A 16473-nucleotide genomic window follows, 5' to 3' on the forward strand; every position below is an offset into this window, starting at 1 on the left:
GGCGGCGATGAGCACCAATATCGTTTTTATCGGCCTGGGCAACATGGGGCTGCCCATGGCGCAAAACCTGGTGCGGGCGGGCCATGCCGTGACGGGCTTCGATTTGCTGCCGGCCAGCGTGCGGCAGTTTGCCGCCGGCGGCGGCCTTGTGTCCGACGACCAGGGCGCGGCGATAGGCGCGGCCGACATTGTCATCACCATGCTGCCGGCCAGCCGCCACGTGCTGGGAGCTTACCTTGGCGACGCGGGCATCCTGGCGCAGGCGCGGCCCGGCACCCTGCTGATCGACTGTTCGACGATTTCCACCGAGGCGGCGCGCCAGGTGGGCCGCGCGGCCGAGGAAAAGGGCATGCCCATGCTGGACGCGCCCGTCTCGGGCGGCACGGCGGGCGCCACCAACGGCACCCTGACCTTCATGGTGGGCGGCGAAGAGTCCGCGCTGGCGGCGGCGCGCCCCTACCTGGACGTCATGGGCAAGGCGATCTTCCACGCGGGCGGCTCGGGTTGCGGGCAGACGGTCAAGATCTGCAACAACATGCTGCTGGGGATTTTGATGATCGGCACCAGCGAGGCGATCCGCCTGGGCGTGGCCAATGGCCTGGACCCGAAAGTGGTGTCGGACGTGATGGCGAAAAGTTCGGGCCGCAACTGGACCCTGGAGGTGTACAACCCGTGTCCGGGCGTGGCCGAGAACGTGCCCGCGTCGCGCGGCTACACGGGCGGCTTTGGCGTCGACCTGATGCTGAAAGACCTGGGCCTGGCCGTGGAAAGCGCGCTGGCCAGCGGGGCTAGCGTGCCGCTGGGCGCCCTGTCGCGCAATCTATACAGTTTGCACAGCAAGGCGGGGGCGGGCGCGCTGGATTTCTCCAGCATTTATCAGCTGCTGGGCGAGAAAGCCTAAGGCTGTTGCGCCTGCAGGGCCGCCAGATCGGCCCTGGCTTTTTCCAGCTTGCCTTCCAGCTTGGCGATCTTCTTCGGCTCTTTATTGGCTTCCTGGGCCAGGCGCAGCGAACGCTCCGTCTGGTTCACCTTCGCCTGCGCCTTCAGCACCTTCTTGTTGTGGCGTTCGACCAGGCTGCTGTCGCGGCAGTGGGCGTTGACTTCGTCGAGCGCGCGCGTCAAGCCCGCGACCTTGTCGGACAAGCCCTGTTCTTTGGCCTGGCGCAATTCGCTGCGGATGTTCTCGCGCTTGGCGGCGCAGCCTGCCAGCTGGGTGTCGGCGGCGCTGGCGCCCATGGCGGCTGCGGCGAGCAGCAGGGTCAAGGCGGTTTTCGATAGAAGGTTCATGGCATTCCTGTGTCAGTGGTGGGCCCGTGCAATGTAAGCCCGCCAACGCCCCCTGTCAAACGTCGCCTGCCGTGCGCGCCTGTCCCGCATGGCATCGGCTACCATGCGTGTTTTCTTCTTTTCGACACCGCCGCATGCCCAAGAAATTACTGTTGCTGATCCCTTTGCTATTGCCGCTGCCCGTCCTGGCGCAAACCTCGCCCACATTGCTCGATCTGCAGCTGATCGCCATCAAGGCACGGGCCGATGCGGCCAGTCATAGTCCGGAAAGCATCGCCGAGTTTGCCGAGACCCGGCGTATGGCTGAAACGGGCGACGTGGAGGCGCAGCTGGAACTGGCGCGCATGTTGCAGCTGGGCGTCGGCACGCCGCAAGACACGGCGCACTCGATGGCCTGGGTGCGCAAGTCGGCCGAAGGCGGCTATGCGCCGGCGCAATCGGCCCTGGGCCTGGCCTACACGGTGGGCGGCAAGGTGCCGATCGACCGCGTGCAGGGAGAATACTGGCTGCGCAAGGGCGTGGCGCAGGGCGACGCACTGGCGCAAACCATCCTGGCGCTGGAATTCATCGATGGCGGCAGCCCTGCCGAAGAACAGGCGCTGGCCATCGCCTGGCTGAAGAAGGCCGCGCTCGAAGAGCACTTTATTCCTGCCTATAACGCGCTCGGTGAACACCTGATGCGCGCAGCCGCCGATGAGCAGGAGCGCGGCGAGGCCTTCCGCTGGTATGACAGATCGGCGCGTGAAAAGGAGCCGGCCGGCATGCGCAACCTGGCCCGCGCGCACGAGCTGGGCCTGGGCGTGGCACAGTCGGACAAGCTGGCCCTGGTCTGGTACGAGCGGGCGGGATGGAGCGGCGACTTGCCCGCCATGCGGCGCATGCTCGACGTGTATGTCAAGGGCGAACTGGGACAGGCGGCGAATGCCGAAGACGCCGCCGAATGGCGCGCCAGGCTGGCGGAAAGCGAGAAGAAATGAAGACCATCGTATTGTTATTGACCCTGGCGCTGGCGCAGCCCGTGCTGGCGCAGCCCGCGTCCTCCAAGGAACCGCGCCAGCATCCGGCGCTGGCCGAATTCGACACCAAGGGCCTCGACGACATGCGCGCGAGGGTGCAGGCGGTGATCGACCGCCCGGCCGACCTGTCGCCGGACAAGGTCGCCGCCTACGACAAGACGCGCCGCGCCGCGGAAAAGGGCGATGCGGCCGCCCAGCTGGAGCTGGCGCAGATGCTGCACGAGGGCGAGGGGACGCCGCGCGACCGCGACGCCGGCCTGGCGTGGATGCGGAAATCGGCCGAAGGCGGCTATGGCCCGGCGCAGGCATTCCTGGGCGTGGCCTATACGCTGGGCCAGGGCATGGCCGTCGACCGCAAGCTGGGCGAATACTGGTCGCGCAAGGGCGCCGCGCAAGGCGTGGAACTGGCCAACTTCATGGTGGCCCAGCACTTTGAAAACATCCACAGCAGCCCGGAAGAACAGGCGCACGCGCTGCACTGGCTGAAGTTCTATGCCGAAAACGGCTTCATCCCCGCCTACAATGAAATCGGCTACCGGCTGATGATGACGGCGCACGATGACGCGCAGCGCAGGGAAGCGTTCGGCTGGTACATGCGGGCGGCCAAGGCGCTCGATCCGTCCGGCTTGAACAATGTGGCCTATTCGTATGAAGTGGGGCAGGGCGTGCCGCAGAGCGACGAGGCGGCCCTGGGCTGGTATGAAATGGCGGCCATCGCCAAAAGCCCGCCGGGCCAGACGGGTTTTGCGCGCCTGCTGGAGCAGGGCCGCGGCGGTCCCACGCGGCAAGGGCCGGCGCCCCAGCCCTTCGCGCTGTATCTGCTGGCGGCGAAGCAGGGCGACGCGGAAGCCATCGAGCGGCTGGTCAAGGTGTACGATCAGGGCGAGCTGGGGCAGACGGCCGATCCCGCGCAGGCGGCGCTGTGGCGTGAAAAGCGCAAGCCGGCCAAGACTCCCTAGGTGGACGAGACGGGGCGGAAACGGCATGCTATCATCATTGTTATCGATAACAATATCATGAGAGACCCATGAATCCCGATTTCCGCTCCAGGGCAATGCTTGAAAAGCACATCCAGCACACGATGCACTTCTACCACCCGCGCGCCATCGATGCGAGCGGCGGCTTCTATCATTTCTTCCTCGACGACGGCACCGTCTACGACGCTGCCACACGCCACCTGGTCAGCAGCACGCGCTTCATCTTCAATTACGCCATGGCGTATCGTCATTTCGGCGGCGACGATTACCAGGCGGCGCTGCGCCATGGCGTGGCATTTTTGCGCGACGTGCACCGCGACCCGGCCACGGGGGGCTACGCCTGGCAACTGTCGTGGAAAGACGGCGTCAAGACGGTGGAAGACGGCGCCAACCACTGCTACGGCCTGGCCTTCGTGCTGCTCGCGTATGCGCACGCCCTGCAGGCGGGGGTGACGGAAGCGCACGCCTACCTGGACGAAACGTTCGAACTGATGGAGCAGCGCTTCTGGCTGCCCGAACACGGCCTGTACGCGGACGTGGCCAGCGCCGACTGGTCCACCCTGGACGGTTACCGTGGCCAGAACGCGAACATGCATGCGTGCGAAGCCATGCTGGCCGCGTTCGAGGCGACGGGCGAGGCGAGATATCTGCACCGCGCCGAAACCCTGGCGCACAACATCACGGTGCGCCAGGCGGGTCTGGCCAACGGCATGATCTGGGAACACTACACGCCCGACTGGGCTATCGACTGGGATTACAACCTGCACGACAAGAGCAATATCTTCCGTCCGTGGGGCTACCAGCCCGGCCACTTCACGGAATGGGCCAAGCTGCTGCTGATCATGGAGCGCCACGCCAGGTTCATGGCCGGCCCATCGGAGTGGCTGCTGCCCCGTGCGCGCGCACTGTACGACACGGCGCTGGCCAAGGCCTGGGATGGCGCGCATGGCGGCATCCACTACGGTTTCGGCCCGCAGAATGAGATTTGCGATGGCGACAAATACTTCTGGGTGCAGGCGGAAAGCTTCGCCGCCGCCGCCGTGCTGGCCGCGCGCACGGGCGACGACGCCTACTGGCAAAGCTACGACAAGATATGGGATTACAGCTGGAAGCACTTCGTCGACCATGCACACGGCGCCTGGTACCGCATCCTGACGCCGGAAAACCAGAAAATCAGCAAGGAGAAAAGCCCTGCCGGCAAGACCGATTACCACACCATGGGCGCCTGCTATGAAGTGCTGAACGTGATCGGCGGTGCCGCATGAGCGCCGCCGTCACGCGCGAGTTTCCACAATTCGTGTCGGCCGGCGAAGCGCTGACGGACATGCTCCGCACGGGCGCGGACGCGTGGAGCAGCCAGGTGGGCGGCTCGACCTGGAACGTGGCCCGCGTGATGGCGCGCCTGGGCGTGCCCAGCGCCTTTGCGGGCGCCGTCAGCCTCGACGTCTTCGGCGACGCGCTGGCGCAAGCGACCGACGCGGCGGGCCTGGACATGCGTTTTTTGCAGCGCCGCGCGAAGTCGCCGCTGCTGGCCATCGTGCATGAACTGCATCCGCCCACGTATTACTTCATCGGCGACGACAGCGCCGACCTGCATTTCGACGCGGCGCAGTTGCCCGCCGGCTGGATGCAGGGCGCGCAATGGGTGCATTTCGGCGGCATCAGCCTGGCGCGCGAACCGCTGGCGGGCAAGCTGGTGGCGCTGGCGCAGGAACTCAAGGCGGCCGGCGTGAAGATCAGCTATGACCCGAACTTCCGCATCATGATGGATGAACGCTACGACGCCACCCTGCGCCGCATGACGGAGCTGGCCGACGTGATCAAGGTGTCGGACGAAGACCTGGCGGGCCTGTTCCGCCACGATGACATCGATGGCGCGTTTGCCGTGCTGCGCGGCTGGAATCCGCACGCCACGTATTTGTATACGCGCGGATCGCAGGGCGCGGCGCTGTACCGGGGCGAACAGACATGGCAGGCGGCGCCGCCCGCCATCGAGGTGGTCGACTCGGTGGGCGCGGGCGACGCCAGCATCGGCGGCTTGCTGTACAGCCTGATGTACCGGCCCGATGCGGATGGCGGCCAGCACTTGCGCTTCGCCGTCGCGGCCGGGGCGGGCGCCTGCCTGGCGGCCGGCGGCTCGCCGCCCTCGGTGGAACTGGTGGAATCGCTGGCGCGGCGCACGCAGCTGCGTTAAGTCGCACGGCGTGGCGCGCCGGACAGGCAGGCGCGCCACGCATACTTTTTGCGCAATGCAAAAATTTATCATGGTCAGCTTGATCTGCATCGAAACGCGTTGACCTTCCCGCCAGGCCTACCTTGACGTTGGCAATCGTCCTACATGGACGCCGCATGGCCCCGTCTAGAATGGGGACTTCATTGCACACCTGGAGACCACATCATGGCTACGCAATCCCATCAGGCAGCTTCCGTTTCCCGGCGAAATGTCGGAATGCAAGACATGGATGCGATCGAACTGCTGACGCAAGATCATCAGACGGTGAAGGACTTGTTCGAACAGTATGAGGGGCTCAGCGACAGGTCGCTTGCCAGCAAACGCAAGCTGGCGCTGAAAATCTGCGAGGAATTGAGCAAGCATACGATGGCGGAAGAGGAAATCTTCTACCCTGCCGTGCGCGACGCCAGCCGTTCGAACGAAGACTTGATCAATGAAGCCACCGTCGAACACGCCTCGGCCAAGGAATTGATCGCGCAAATCGTCGCCATGGCGCCCGGCGAAGACTTGTACGACGCCAAGGTCAAGGTCTTGTCCAGGCAAATCGAGCAGCACGTACAGGAAGAGGAGGACGAGATTTTTCCGCGTGCGCGCGAGGCGCAACTCGACCTGCTGGCCATGGGCGGCCAGATCGCGGCGCGCAAGGCGGGAATGCATCTGCCCGCAATGCAGGCCTGAGCCTGCCTGGCGGCGTGTGATTAGCGCGCTGGTCCCGTCGACGCCCGTTCCATCAAGGTAAATGCCATCAGGTGGTGCGTGGCGGGCGCCGTCTCCCCCGCGCGGCGCTGGCGTATCTCGTCGATGACGAGACTGACGGCGGCGCGCGCCATGTCGGCGATGGGCTGGTGGATGGTGCTCAGCTCGGGCCAGACGGTGGTGGCGACGGGCGTGTCATCGAAGCCGCACACGCTCAGTTGCGCCGGCACCTGCAAGCCCATGCCGTGCGCCACGGCCAGGGTGGCGGCGGCCATGTCGTCGTTGCTGGCGAAGATGGCGCTGGGGTGCGGTGCTTGCGCCAGCAGCCGGCGCGCCGCGTCCAGTCCCGAACGATACGTAAAATAGCCTTGCGCCACCCTGTGCGGCGGCACCTGCAAGCCCGCTTCCCGCATGGCGTCCTCGAAGGCTTGGCGGCGCAGCAGCGCGGGCGTGTGCTCCGGGTCGCCTTCGATGAAGCCGATGTCGCGGTGGCCCAGCGCGAGCAGATGGCGCGTCATGGCCAGCGCGCCTTCGTAGTCGTCGATGCGCACGGCCGACACATCGGGCGACGGGCGCGCCGTGGCCACGGCGATGGCGGGGATGCCCATGGTATTGAGCTGCGCCAGCACCGCAGGCGAATCGCACAGGGGCGGCGGCACCAGGATGCCGTCCACCCCGGCCGCCACCAGGCAATCGATGCCGGCCCGCTGGCTGTCCAGGTCTTCGCAGCGTTCGAGCAGCAGCTGGCCGCCGCCCTGGCGGCATTGGTCCATGGCGCCAACTAAAAATTCGCTGAGGAAGGCCGCGCTGGGGTTGCTGTACAAGAGGCCGATGCGCAGGGTGCCCGTGCGGGCGGCGCGAGCCGCCAGGTTGGGCTGGTAGCGCAGGCTGGCGATCGCCGCCTCGACCTTGTCGCGCGTGGCCGTGCTGACGCTGGCGCGCCCGTTGATCACGCGCGACACCGTCATGGCCGAGACGCCGGCCAGGCGCGCCACGTCGTGCACGGTGGCGCCGCTGGCCGTGTCGGGGGCGGGGGCGGCGGGCGCCGCCTTATTCGAGGTGGCCACCGAATTTCAGCTTGCCGCTGATGCGCATGCCGTGCAGTTGGCCTTCTTCCAGTTCGGCGGCGCTGGTGCGCTGCGCCGTGTCGCGCCGCGCCAGTCCCACCGACAGGATATCGAGCATCATCAGCTGCAGCAGGCGCACGATCATGGGCACGAAATTGAGGTTGCCTTCCGGATGGTTCAGGGTCAGCAGCACGTCGGCCAGCTTGGCCAGCGGCGAACCGCTGGCCGTGATCGCCAGCACGCGCGCGCCGCAGCCCTGCGCCACCTTGACGGTGCGCAGCAGGTCGGGCAGGGCGCCGGAGCGGGAAATGACCAGCGCCACGTCGCCCGGTTTCAGCATGGCGGCGCTCATTTCCTGCGCCTGCGGGTCGGCAAAGAAGCTGCTGACGATGCCCAGGTTGAGCAGCTTGTGCTGCATGTCGTCGGCCACCACGCGGGCGCTGCCCACGGCCAGCAATTCCACGCGCTGCGCGCTGCGCAGCAGCTCGATGGCCTCCGTCAGCGCCTTCACGTCGAGCATGTCGCGCAGGGCCAGCGCGGCCGAGGCGTTATTGCCCAGCACCTTGCGCGCCAGTTCCGCGTCGGAGTCGGAAATCTCCACGTGGCAGTGGGCCACCGTGATGGCGCCGCCCGTCAGGCCGGAGGCCAGCTTCAGCTTGAAATCGGCCAGGCCCTGCACGCCGATCGAGCGGCAAAAGCGCATCACGGTCGGCTGGCTGACGCCGACCCGCTGGGCGATTTCGGCGATCGGCAGGGTCAGCATGGCGTTCGGCTCCTTCAGCACCCAGTCGGCCACCTTGCATTCCGATGGACTCATGCGGCCGCGCGCCTGGCGCACGGATTCGAGCACGGGCGCGCCGGTATGGGCGCGCTTGAGCTTTTGCGCCAGGATGGCGGCGATGCCCAGGAAAGTGGGCAGTTCGGCCGTGATCAGAAACGTGGGGATCTGCGCCAGGTATTCGTTCAGGCGGCCCTTTTGCTCGAAGCGGGCGCGGAACTGCGACCGTTCGAACAAAGGTCCCAGGCGCGGCACGATGCCGCCGCCTATATAGATGCCGCCCAGCGCGCCCAGGGTCATGGCCACGTTGCCGGCGATGGAACCGAGGATGGCGCAGAAGCAGTCCACCGCTTCCAGGCACACGTCGCATTCATTGTTCAGGGCGCGGCTGGTGATGTCGGCCGCCAGCAGCGGCGGGACGTCATGCCGGCCAGCCCGGTCGGACAGGGCGCGGTAGATCAGTTCCAGCCCCCGTCCGGAGGCGAGGCGTTCGGCCGAGACGTGCGACAGCTCGCGCCAGGCGAAGGACAGCACGTCCATCTCGCGCTGGTCGCAGGGGGCGAAGCTGACGTGGCCCCCTTCGCTGCCCAGCGCGATCCAGCGGTCTTCGGCGGGGATCATGCCCGATACGCCCAGGCCCGTGCCCGAACCGAGCAGGCCGATGACGCTGTCGGCGCGCGCCATGCCGCCGCCGATCTGCTGGCGCTGGTCGGGCCGCAGGTAGGGCAGGGCCATGGCCAGCGCCGTGAAGTCGTTCACCACCAGCAAGGTGTCGAGGCCCAGCGCGGCGCGCATGGCCTCGATCGAGAAGAACCAGTGATGGTTCATCATGCGGATATTGTCGTCGTCGATGGGATTGGCGATGGCGATGGCCGCATGGCGCACGCGCGCCGAACCGGCCGCGCGCGCCTCGCTGCTATCCATATACGCGGTGATGGCGTCGAGCAGCGATGCGTAGTCGTCGCAGGGCAGCACGGCGACCGCTTCCAGGTGGCCCTGGCGCGTTTCCAGCACGAAGCGGGCATTGGTGCCGCCGATGTCTGCCAGCAGGCGCGGCCCTTCACTGAAACGCTCCGCCGGATCGCTGCCTGCTACTTCCATTTTTTCATCAATTTTCATGGCGGTGCCTCGTCTCGTTTGCGTGCGCTGTCTTGGCGGCGCACTGTCGTTATGGCAAAAACCAAGGATTTTAATTCGTATACGTGCCGCGTGCCGAAAAATGCGGCCCAGCCATGCAGATGCTCATGTGTCGGGTCAAAAACGGACACCTCACCATGAAAAGCAGTGCCTTCCGACGGCAAATGCGGGCGCAAATAAAGTGTCGCAGAGTAGTCGTAGGATTACAACATAATATGTTGATATTTGTTCGTAGTATAGTTACTATGTCCCTGCTGGAAAGAATTCTGGCCAGTACATTCGGCCACGAATGACTAGATAAAAAATAAATTACTGAGGAGACTTACCATGCTGCATCGCAACATGTTGAAGGCTGTGCTGAAAACACTGCCAGCTGCCATCGTCTTGGCTATCGCCAGCGGTTCCGCTGCCGCCGACCCCATGTACCCATCCGACTCCGAAGGCTTCCACGGCTACCTGCGCGCTGGCGCCGGCAGCAATACCTCGGGCGACGGCGGTTCGCAAGGCTGCTTCGGCCTGGGCGGCAATACCATGAAATATCGTCTGGGCAATGAGTGCGACGCCTACACGGAATTCGGCTACACCAAGTCCGTCGCCCAGTCCGGCGGCGTGAACTACCTGGCCACCATCTGGGTCAACGCCTACGCGCCTAATTCCGATTTCGGCGACAACAAGCTGGGCATCGTCAAGGCCTATGTCGAAGCGCAGGGACTCGATTTCCTGAACGGCGGCACGGCCTGGATCGGCAAGCGCTTCTACTACCGTCCTGACATCCACATGCTGGACTTGCAGTACATCAACATGAACGGCACGGGCGCCGGCCTGGACCGCATTCCTGCCGGCCCCGGCAAATTCTCGTACGCCTTCTTCAAGGACAACGACATCAACACCGTGTCGCCGACCGGCGTCGTCAGCACCAAGTCCGCCGTGCGCCAGAACTTCATCTACGGCGAGATTCCCGTCAATGAAAACGGCACCCTGGACCTGGCAGCGACCTACATCATCGGCGAAGGCAAGGACAACGACGCTTACGGCCAGAAGCACAATGGCTGGCAGTTGTCGGCCTTCCACCGTCAAGCGAAAGTCTTCGGCGGCGGCAATACCTTCGGCGTGCAGTACGGCGTCGGCCCTGGCACGGGCAAGGGCGCGCAGTTCGGCGCTTCGGGCGACACCAATTTCGGTTCGGACGTGAAACGCACGCGCATCTTCAATGACATGGCGATCCAGCCGATGGCCAACTTCGGCATGGAATTCGTCGCCCTGTGGCAAAAAGACGAGTCGAACGCCACCGGTTCCTCGACCTGGACCTCGGTCGGCGTACGTCCCGTGTACGCATTCACCAACAACTTCAAGCTGGTGGGCGAACTGGGCACGGACCGCGTGACGCAAGCGGGCGGCCTGCCGGCCAAGCGCCTGACCAAGCTGACCATCGCCCCGACGATCTCGGCCGGTCCTGGCCTGTGGTCGCGTCCCGAGCTGCGCGCTTTCGTGACCTACGGCAAATGGAACGATGCGGCCACCGCCTCGGTCAATGCGTCGAACAACGGCGGCCCGATCTACAACAACAATACCAGCGGCACCTCGTACGGCTTCCAAGTCGAAACCTGGTTCTAAACACCGAACCAAACGGTTTTGTTCAGTGTTGACGTTTGTAAGTGCAGATCAACCTGGCGCATCCTTCGCGGATGCGTTTTTGGCGCCGTCCCGTGATATAAATGCATGGTAGGTCATGTCATGGATCACGGCGCCGTCTTTACACCAAGATGATGCCCGTTTGCAAGCGGGTCTGAGCACAAGAGCGCCGGTACAGGCGCAGATTTCACCTTTTTCGGCCCCCGTATGCCGAAGCCCCCTAAAAGCTTGATCAAAAAAGGAATGTGGAGATGAAACTGAAATTCAAGATTACCCAACTGGCCGCATTGACCACCCTGGCGTTTGCCGGCAGCGCGTTTGCGACCGACGTGGAAGTGTTGCACTACTGGACCTCCGGCGGCGAAGCGAAGTCCGTGGGCCAGTTGCAGCAGATCGTGAAGGAAAGCGGCTTCGGCTGGAAAGACTTCGCCGTGGCTGGCGGCGCTGGCGAAAACGCCGCGACCGCGCTGAAGACCCGCGTCATTTCCGGCAATCCGCCAACGGCCGCCCAGATCAAGGGCCCGTCGATCCAGGAGTGGGGCGCGGAAGGCGTGCTGGCCAATATCGATGATGCCGCCATTCCAGGCAAATGGGATGCCGTTCTGCCAAAAGTCGTCGCCGACATCATGAAATACAAGGGCCACTACGTTGCGGCTCCCGTCAACGTCCACCGCGTGAACTGGATGTGGGTCAATCCGGAAGTGCTGAAAAAAGCCGGCGTGGCCACCACCCCGACCACCTGGGATGCGTTCTTCGACGCGGCCGAGAAGATCAAGAAATCGGGCGGCATCGCGATCGCCCACGGCGGCCAGCCTTGGCAGGACGCCACCGTGTTTGAATCCGTCGCGCTGGGCGTGGGCGGCACGGAATTCTACAAGAAGGCCATCCTCAAGCTGGACCAGAAGGAATTGACCGGCCCGACCATGCTGAAGGTGTTCGACACCCTGGGCAAGGTGAAGACCTACATCGACAAGGATGCGGCCGGCCGCGACTGGAACCTGGCCACCGCCATGGTCATCAACAACAAGGCCGGCTTCCAGTTCATGGGCGACTGGGCCAAGGGCGAGTTCACGGCCGCCGGCAAGGTGCCGGGCAAGGACTACCTGTGCGTGGCCGCTCCTGGCACGGACAAGGCCTACACCTTCAACATCGATTCGTTTGCCATGTTCACGCAAAAGGATGCGAATGCGAAGAAAGGGCAGATCGCCCTGGCCAACGCCATCATGAATCCGAAGTTCCAGTCGATCTTCAACCTGAACAAGGGTTCCATCCCCGTGCGTTCCGGCGTATCGAAGGACAAGTTTGACGCTTGCGCCCTGAAATCGATGGAAGACATGGACGCCACCAACAAGTCCGGCGGCCTGGTGCCATCGTTCGCCCACGGCATGGCGCTGGCATCGGCCACGCAAGGCGCCGTGACCGACGTCATCGCCAAGTTCATGAACACCAACATGAGCTCCAAAGACGCGGTTGCCGCCCTGGCCAAAGCGGCAAAAGTGAAGTAATCACGACGGCGCCGGCACTCCCGCCGGCGCCCGCTGCATCGCATGCATCGCAGGCGTCCGCGCTGGCTTCGGCCGGGCCGGCGCCACACGCAGTTTTTACTTCTACGGCTGTCCTATGTCCATACGCAAGCAATTCGACCGATGGATACCGCAGATGGTGCTGGGCCCCACGCTCATCGCCAGCCTGGTATTCGTCTATGGTTTTATCTTTTTGACCGGTTGGCTGTCGCTGACCGAATCGCGGCTGATGCCGAACTACGAGTTCGCCGGCCTGGTGCAATATTACGAGCTGTTCGACAACGAGCGCTGGTGGACCTCGCTCAAGAACCTCGGCATCTTCGGTGTCCTGTTCATCGGTTGCAGCATCGCCATCGGCCTGTTCCTGGCCATCCTGCTGGACCAGAAAATCCGCGCCGAAGGCGCGCTGCGCGCCATCTACCTGTATCCGATGGCGCTGTCCTTCATCGTCACCGGCACGGCCTGGAAATGGATGCTCAATCCCAGCCTGGGCCTGGAAAAGGTCATGCACGACTGGGGCTGGACCTCGTTTACCTTCGACTGGCTGGTGAACTCCGACATGGCCATCTACACGGTGGTGATCGCCGGCGTATGGCAGTCGTCGGGCTTTGTCATGGCCCTGTTCCTGGCCGGCCTGCGCGGCATCGACGATGAAATCATCAAGGCGGCGCAAGTCGACGGCGCATCGCTGCCGACGATCTACTGGCGCATCGTGATTCCCGCCATGCGTCCCGTGTTCTTCAGCGTGCTGCTGATCCTCGCGCATATCGCCATCAAGAGCTTCGACCTGGTCATCGCATTGACGGCTGGCGGACCTGGCAATTCGTCGTCCGTGCCGGCCATCTTCATGTACCAGTTTTCCTTCACCCGCGGCCAGCTGGGCCTGGGCTCGGCATCGGCAATGATGATGCTGGCCACTATCGTGGCCGTGCTCGTGCCGCTGATGTACCTGGAAACGCGCAGCGCAAAGGCGATGAGATGACACCTACCCGCAATAATCGCCTCACCCTTGGACGGGTGGTGGTATACCTGCTGCTGATTCTGTTCGCGGTGTACTACATCGTGCCCCTGTACGTGACCTTGTCGACGTCGTTCAAGTCGCTCGACGAGATCCGCAGCGGCAACCTGCTGGCACTGCCGCACGTGTGGCAGTTCGATTCTTGGGCCAAGGCCTGGTCTTCGGCCTGCACGGGCGTCACCTGCGACGGCATGCAGCCGTTCTTCTGGAACTCGATCAAGATGGTGATTCCCGCCGTGCTGATCTCGACCTTCCTGGGCGCCTTCAACGGCTATGTGTTCGCGCACTGGCGCTTCCGCGGTTCGGAAATCCTGTTCGCCGCCTTGCTGGTGGGCTGCTTCATTCCATTCCAGGTGGTGATCCTGCCGATGGCGCGTTTGCTCGGTGAATTCGGCCTGGCCAATACCACCACCGGCCTGGTTTTCGTGCACGTGGTGTACGGCACGGCCTTCACGACCTTGTTCTTCCGCAATTACTATATCGGCGTGCCGGAAGAGCTGATCAAGGCAGCGCGCATCGACGGCGCCGGCTTCTTCCTGATCTTCCGCAAGATCGTGCTGCCGATTTCGGGTCCGATTTTCGTCGTCTGCATCATCTGGCAATTCACGCAGATCTGGAACGACTTCCTGTTCGGCATCGTCTTCGCCAGCGGCGATTCGCAGCCGATCACGGTGGGCTTGAACAACCTGGTCAACACGTCCACGGGCGTGAAGGAATACAACGTCAACATGGCCGCCGCGGTGATTGCCGCGCTGCCGACCCTGCTGGTCTATCTGGTCGCAGGCCGTTATTTTGTGCGCGGCCTGACCGCAGGCGCAGTCAAAGGTTAAGGAAAGAATATGTCCAGTTTATCGATACGCAGCATCCGCAAGGTGTACACGAATGGCGTCGAAGTCCTGAAAGGCATCGACATCGAGATCAAGGATGGCCAGTTCCTGATCCTCGTCGGCGGCTCCGGCTCCGGCAAATCGACCTTGCTCAATATGGTGGCCGGCCTGGAAAGCGTCACCTCGGGCGAAATCCTCATCGACGGCAAGGTGGTCAACGACCTGCCGCCGAAGGACCGCGACATCGCCATGGTGTTCCAGTCGTATGCGCTGTACCCGTCGATGACGGTGCGCGAAAACATCGCGTTCGGCTTGAACGTGAAAAAGGTGCCGAAGGCGGAGCAGGAAGAAATCGTCGCCCGCGTCGCCGAAACGCTGCAGATCACGCACTTGCTGGACCGCCGTCCGGCGCAGCTGTCGGGCGGCCAGCGCCAGAGGGTCGCCATGGGCCGCGCCATCTCGCGCAAGCCCTCGCTGTTCCTGTTCGACGAACCGCTGTCGAACCTGGACGCCAAGCTGCGCGTGGAAATGCGCGCCGAGATCAAGCTGCTGCACCAGCGCCTGAAGGCCACCATCGTCTACGTCACGCATGACCAGATCGAGGCGATGACCATGGGCGACCTGATCGCCGTCATGAAGGATGGGGTGGTGCAGCAACTGGGCACGCCGCAGGAAATCTACGACAATCCGGCGAATCTGTTCGTGGCCGGCTTCATCGGCTCGCCATCGATGAACTTCATCACCGTCAAGCCTGTCATCGAGGGTGACGAGGTGTTTGTCGCCATCGACAACGCGGGCAAGAGCCTGCGCCTGGCCCTGCCGTTCGCGGCCGACAAGCTGCGCGGCTATGCGGGCCGCGACGTGATCCTGGGCGTGCGTCCGGAGCAGATCACGGACATGAGCAGCGCGCACGGCGATGTGGGTCAGGAACTCGGTTGCCTGATCGACCTGGTCGAGCCGACCGGCCCCGACACCTTGCTGACGACGCGCCTGAACGGCGCCGCCGTGACCTGCCGCACGCACCCGCGCGAAGCGGTGCTGCCGGGGCAGACCATGCAGCTGTCGTTCAACTTGTCGAAGGCGGCCCTGTTCGATCCGGCCAACGGCGAGCGTATCGCGTAAGCGCCACCTGCCAATAAAAACGGCCCGCTTGTCGCATGACAGGCGGGCCGTTGTCGTTTACGCCGCCGCGCTTATTGCGCCAGCGATTTCTTATACGCGATGGCGTGGCGCAGCTTGCCCTTGTCGTCGATCAGTTCATCGAACGCTTCCCGGTTCACTTCCCGCAGGGCGCCCAGTTCGCGCGCGCTCTTGCCGCCGCTGACGCTGTCGCCGGGCCGCAGCGCCACCATCGCCTGCGCGGCCAGCAGGATGGCATTGGCATACGCGACAGGGTCGCGCAGGTCGACACGCGCCAGGTCCAGCGCCGGCATGCCGCGCAGCCAGTCGGCCCAGTAAAACTCGAGAAATTCCGTGGCCTTGCTGGGCGGCTCGTAGCCGATCCCGCGCGTAAAGTAGACGAGCGAGCGGTAGGGATCGTCGCCGAGCGTGCGCAAGCCGATGGCGGATGGCAGCTGCTGCGGCGTGATGGCCTGGTTCTTGCCGTTCTTCAGCCAGACCTTGTTTTCTGCGCGCATGCGGGTCCAGAAGGCCGCTTCGCCCAGCGCGCTGAAATTGTCGCTGACCTTGACCCAGACCTGCATTTGATGATTGCGCCCGCCATCGGCTTCCCGGAAGGCGGAAAACGTGTGGTGGCCATCGGTCAGGTACACGATGCCGCGCGGACCGATGACGACGGTCTTCATGTCGTCCGGACGGCTGCCGACGGCCGCCTTGCAGCGGTAGCCGGCCGGTGGCGCGGCCAGAGTGGCGCCGGCCACGTTGGCCGTGCCGGGCAAGACGTCGCCCTGGCCATTGGCTTCGCACAGGTCGGCAAATTTCCTGGGCTTGGCGATGTCGGCGATATGTTTTTCTTCGGCCGCATAGCGTCCCAGCTTGTAATACACCTGGTCGTAGCCGATGGCCGGCTGGGTCGGATGCAATTCATCGAGGCGCACCTGCAGGATGCGCGGATGGGCGGCGCTGCCCACCACGGTGGACATCAGCGCCTGCTGGCGCGCGCTGAGGGCGGGCGCGACGGCGGCATCGCGGGCCCAGGCCATGCTGGCGAAAGACAGGGCCAGCGCGGCGGCGGCCTGGGGAAATGCGGCGTGCATGCGACCTCCGAAGTGAGCGGTATGGCGTGCAGCATAGCGCGGCACGCGATTTCGCGCAGTCCGATA

15 protein-coding genes are annotated in these 16473 nt (G+C 64.3%); 11 read left to right on the top strand and 4 right to left on the bottom strand.

The genetic code is table 11. The features are described from left to right. Nucleotides 1-7 precede the first annotated feature (7 nt). Complete coding sequence (mmsB, locus tag AC0V2Y_RS03235) at nucleotides 8-901, top strand: 3-hydroxyisobutyrate dehydrogenase (RefSeq protein WP_475416906.1); 894 nt, start codon at nucleotides 8-10, stop codon at nucleotides 899-901. On the opposite strand, the gene AC0V2Y_RS03240 is transcribed toward mmsB, so the two are convergent. Further along, complete coding sequence (locus AC0V2Y_RS03240) at nucleotides 898-1287, bottom strand: DUF1090 family protein (RefSeq protein WP_475416905.1); 390 nt, start codon at nucleotides 1285-1287, stop codon at nucleotides 898-900. The two genes, mmsB and AC0V2Y_RS03240, sit on opposite strands and share 4 nt — an antisense overlap. A gap of 134 nt (nucleotides 1288-1421) precedes the next feature. On the opposite strand from AC0V2Y_RS03240, the gene AC0V2Y_RS03245 reads away from it, so the two are divergent. The 5 genes from AC0V2Y_RS03245 to AC0V2Y_RS03265 all read left to right on the top strand — a co-directional run bounded on the left by AC0V2Y_RS03245 (nucleotide 1422) and on the right by AC0V2Y_RS03265 (nucleotide 6191). Further along, complete coding sequence (locus AC0V2Y_RS03245; protein WP_475416904.1) at nucleotides 1422-2264, top strand: tetratricopeptide repeat protein; 843 nt, start codon at nucleotides 1422-1424, stop codon at nucleotides 2262-2264. Beyond that, nucleotides 2261-3262 (top strand): tetratricopeptide repeat protein, encoded by a 1002-nt coding sequence (locus tag AC0V2Y_RS03250; RefSeq protein WP_475416903.1) that lies wholly within the window; start codon nucleotides 2261-2263, stop codon nucleotides 3260-3262. The genes AC0V2Y_RS03245 and AC0V2Y_RS03250 overlap by 4 nt, the downstream gene beginning before the upstream one ends. Nucleotides 3263-3330: 68 nt before the next feature. Beyond that, complete coding sequence (locus AC0V2Y_RS03255) at nucleotides 3331-4545, top strand: AGE family epimerase/isomerase (protein ID WP_475416902.1); 1215 nt, start codon at nucleotides 3331-3333, stop codon at nucleotides 4543-4545. Beyond that, nucleotides 4542-5474 (top strand): carbohydrate kinase family protein, encoded by a 933-nt coding sequence (locus AC0V2Y_RS03260; RefSeq protein ID WP_475416901.1) that lies wholly within the window; start codon nucleotides 4542-4544, stop codon nucleotides 5472-5474. Before AC0V2Y_RS03255 ends, AC0V2Y_RS03260 begins: the two co-directional genes overlap by 4 nt. 264 nt (nucleotides 5475-5738) lie before the next feature. Next, on the top strand, nucleotides 5739-6191 hold the full coding sequence (locus AC0V2Y_RS03265) for a hemerythrin domain-containing protein (RefSeq protein ID WP_475416900.1): 453 nt from the start codon (nucleotides 5739-5741) through the stop codon (nucleotides 6189-6191). Between the two features lie 20 nt (nucleotides 6192-6211). Here the strand turns inward: AC0V2Y_RS03265 and AC0V2Y_RS03270 are convergent, their stop codons facing one another. Together AC0V2Y_RS03270 and AC0V2Y_RS03275 are read right to left on the bottom strand one after the other, a co-directional pair. Further along, nucleotides 6212-7276 (bottom strand): LacI family DNA-binding transcriptional regulator, encoded by a 1065-nt coding sequence (locus AC0V2Y_RS03270; RefSeq protein WP_475416899.1) that lies wholly within the window; start codon nucleotides 7274-7276, stop codon nucleotides 6212-6214. Beyond that, nucleotides 7260-9173: a glucokinase gene (locus AC0V2Y_RS03275; RefSeq protein ID WP_475416898.1), complete on the bottom strand. Its 1914-nt coding sequence runs from the start codon at nucleotides 9171-9173 to the stop codon at nucleotides 7260-7262. The genes AC0V2Y_RS03270 and AC0V2Y_RS03275 overlap by 17 nt, the downstream gene beginning before the upstream one ends. A gap of 345 nt (nucleotides 9174-9518) precedes the next feature. Here AC0V2Y_RS03275 and AC0V2Y_RS03280 point away from each other — a divergent pair, with 345 nt between their 5' ends. From AC0V2Y_RS03280 to AC0V2Y_RS03300, 5 genes are all read left to right on the top strand, one after another. After that, a complete protein-coding gene (locus AC0V2Y_RS03280; RefSeq protein ID WP_475416897.1) occupies nucleotides 9519-10805 on the top strand; it encodes a carbohydrate porin in 1287 nt (428 codons plus the stop codon). Nucleotides 10806-11074: 269 nt separating this feature from the next. Then, nucleotides 11075-12328 (top strand): ABC transporter substrate-binding protein, encoded by a 1254-nt coding sequence (locus AC0V2Y_RS03285; protein WP_475416896.1) that lies wholly within the window; start codon nucleotides 11075-11077, stop codon nucleotides 12326-12328. A gap of 115 nt (nucleotides 12329-12443) precedes the next feature. Beyond that, a complete protein-coding gene (locus AC0V2Y_RS03290) occupies nucleotides 12444-13328 on the top strand; it encodes a carbohydrate ABC transporter permease (protein WP_034777935.1) in 885 nt (294 codons plus the stop codon). Further along, on the top strand, nucleotides 13325-14194 hold the full coding sequence (locus AC0V2Y_RS03295) for a carbohydrate ABC transporter permease (protein WP_070290751.1): 870 nt from the start codon (nucleotides 13325-13327) through the stop codon (nucleotides 14192-14194). Before AC0V2Y_RS03290 ends, AC0V2Y_RS03295 begins: the two co-directional genes overlap by 4 nt. 9 nt (nucleotides 14195-14203) lie before the next feature. Continuing rightward, complete coding sequence (locus AC0V2Y_RS03300; RefSeq protein WP_475416895.1) at nucleotides 14204-15313, top strand: ABC transporter ATP-binding protein; 1110 nt, start codon at nucleotides 14204-14206, stop codon at nucleotides 15311-15313. A gap of 71 nt (nucleotides 15314-15384) precedes the next feature. Here AC0V2Y_RS03300 and AC0V2Y_RS03305 read toward each other — a convergent pair whose 3' ends face one another. Next, nucleotides 15385-16407: a ParB/Srx family N-terminal domain-containing protein gene (locus AC0V2Y_RS03305; RefSeq protein ID WP_475416894.1), complete on the bottom strand. Its 1023-nt coding sequence runs from the start codon at nucleotides 16405-16407 to the stop codon at nucleotides 15385-15387. Nucleotides 16408-16473: the final 66 nt, after the last annotated feature.

Source organism: Janthinobacterium sp. BHSEK (assembly GCF_056174685.1).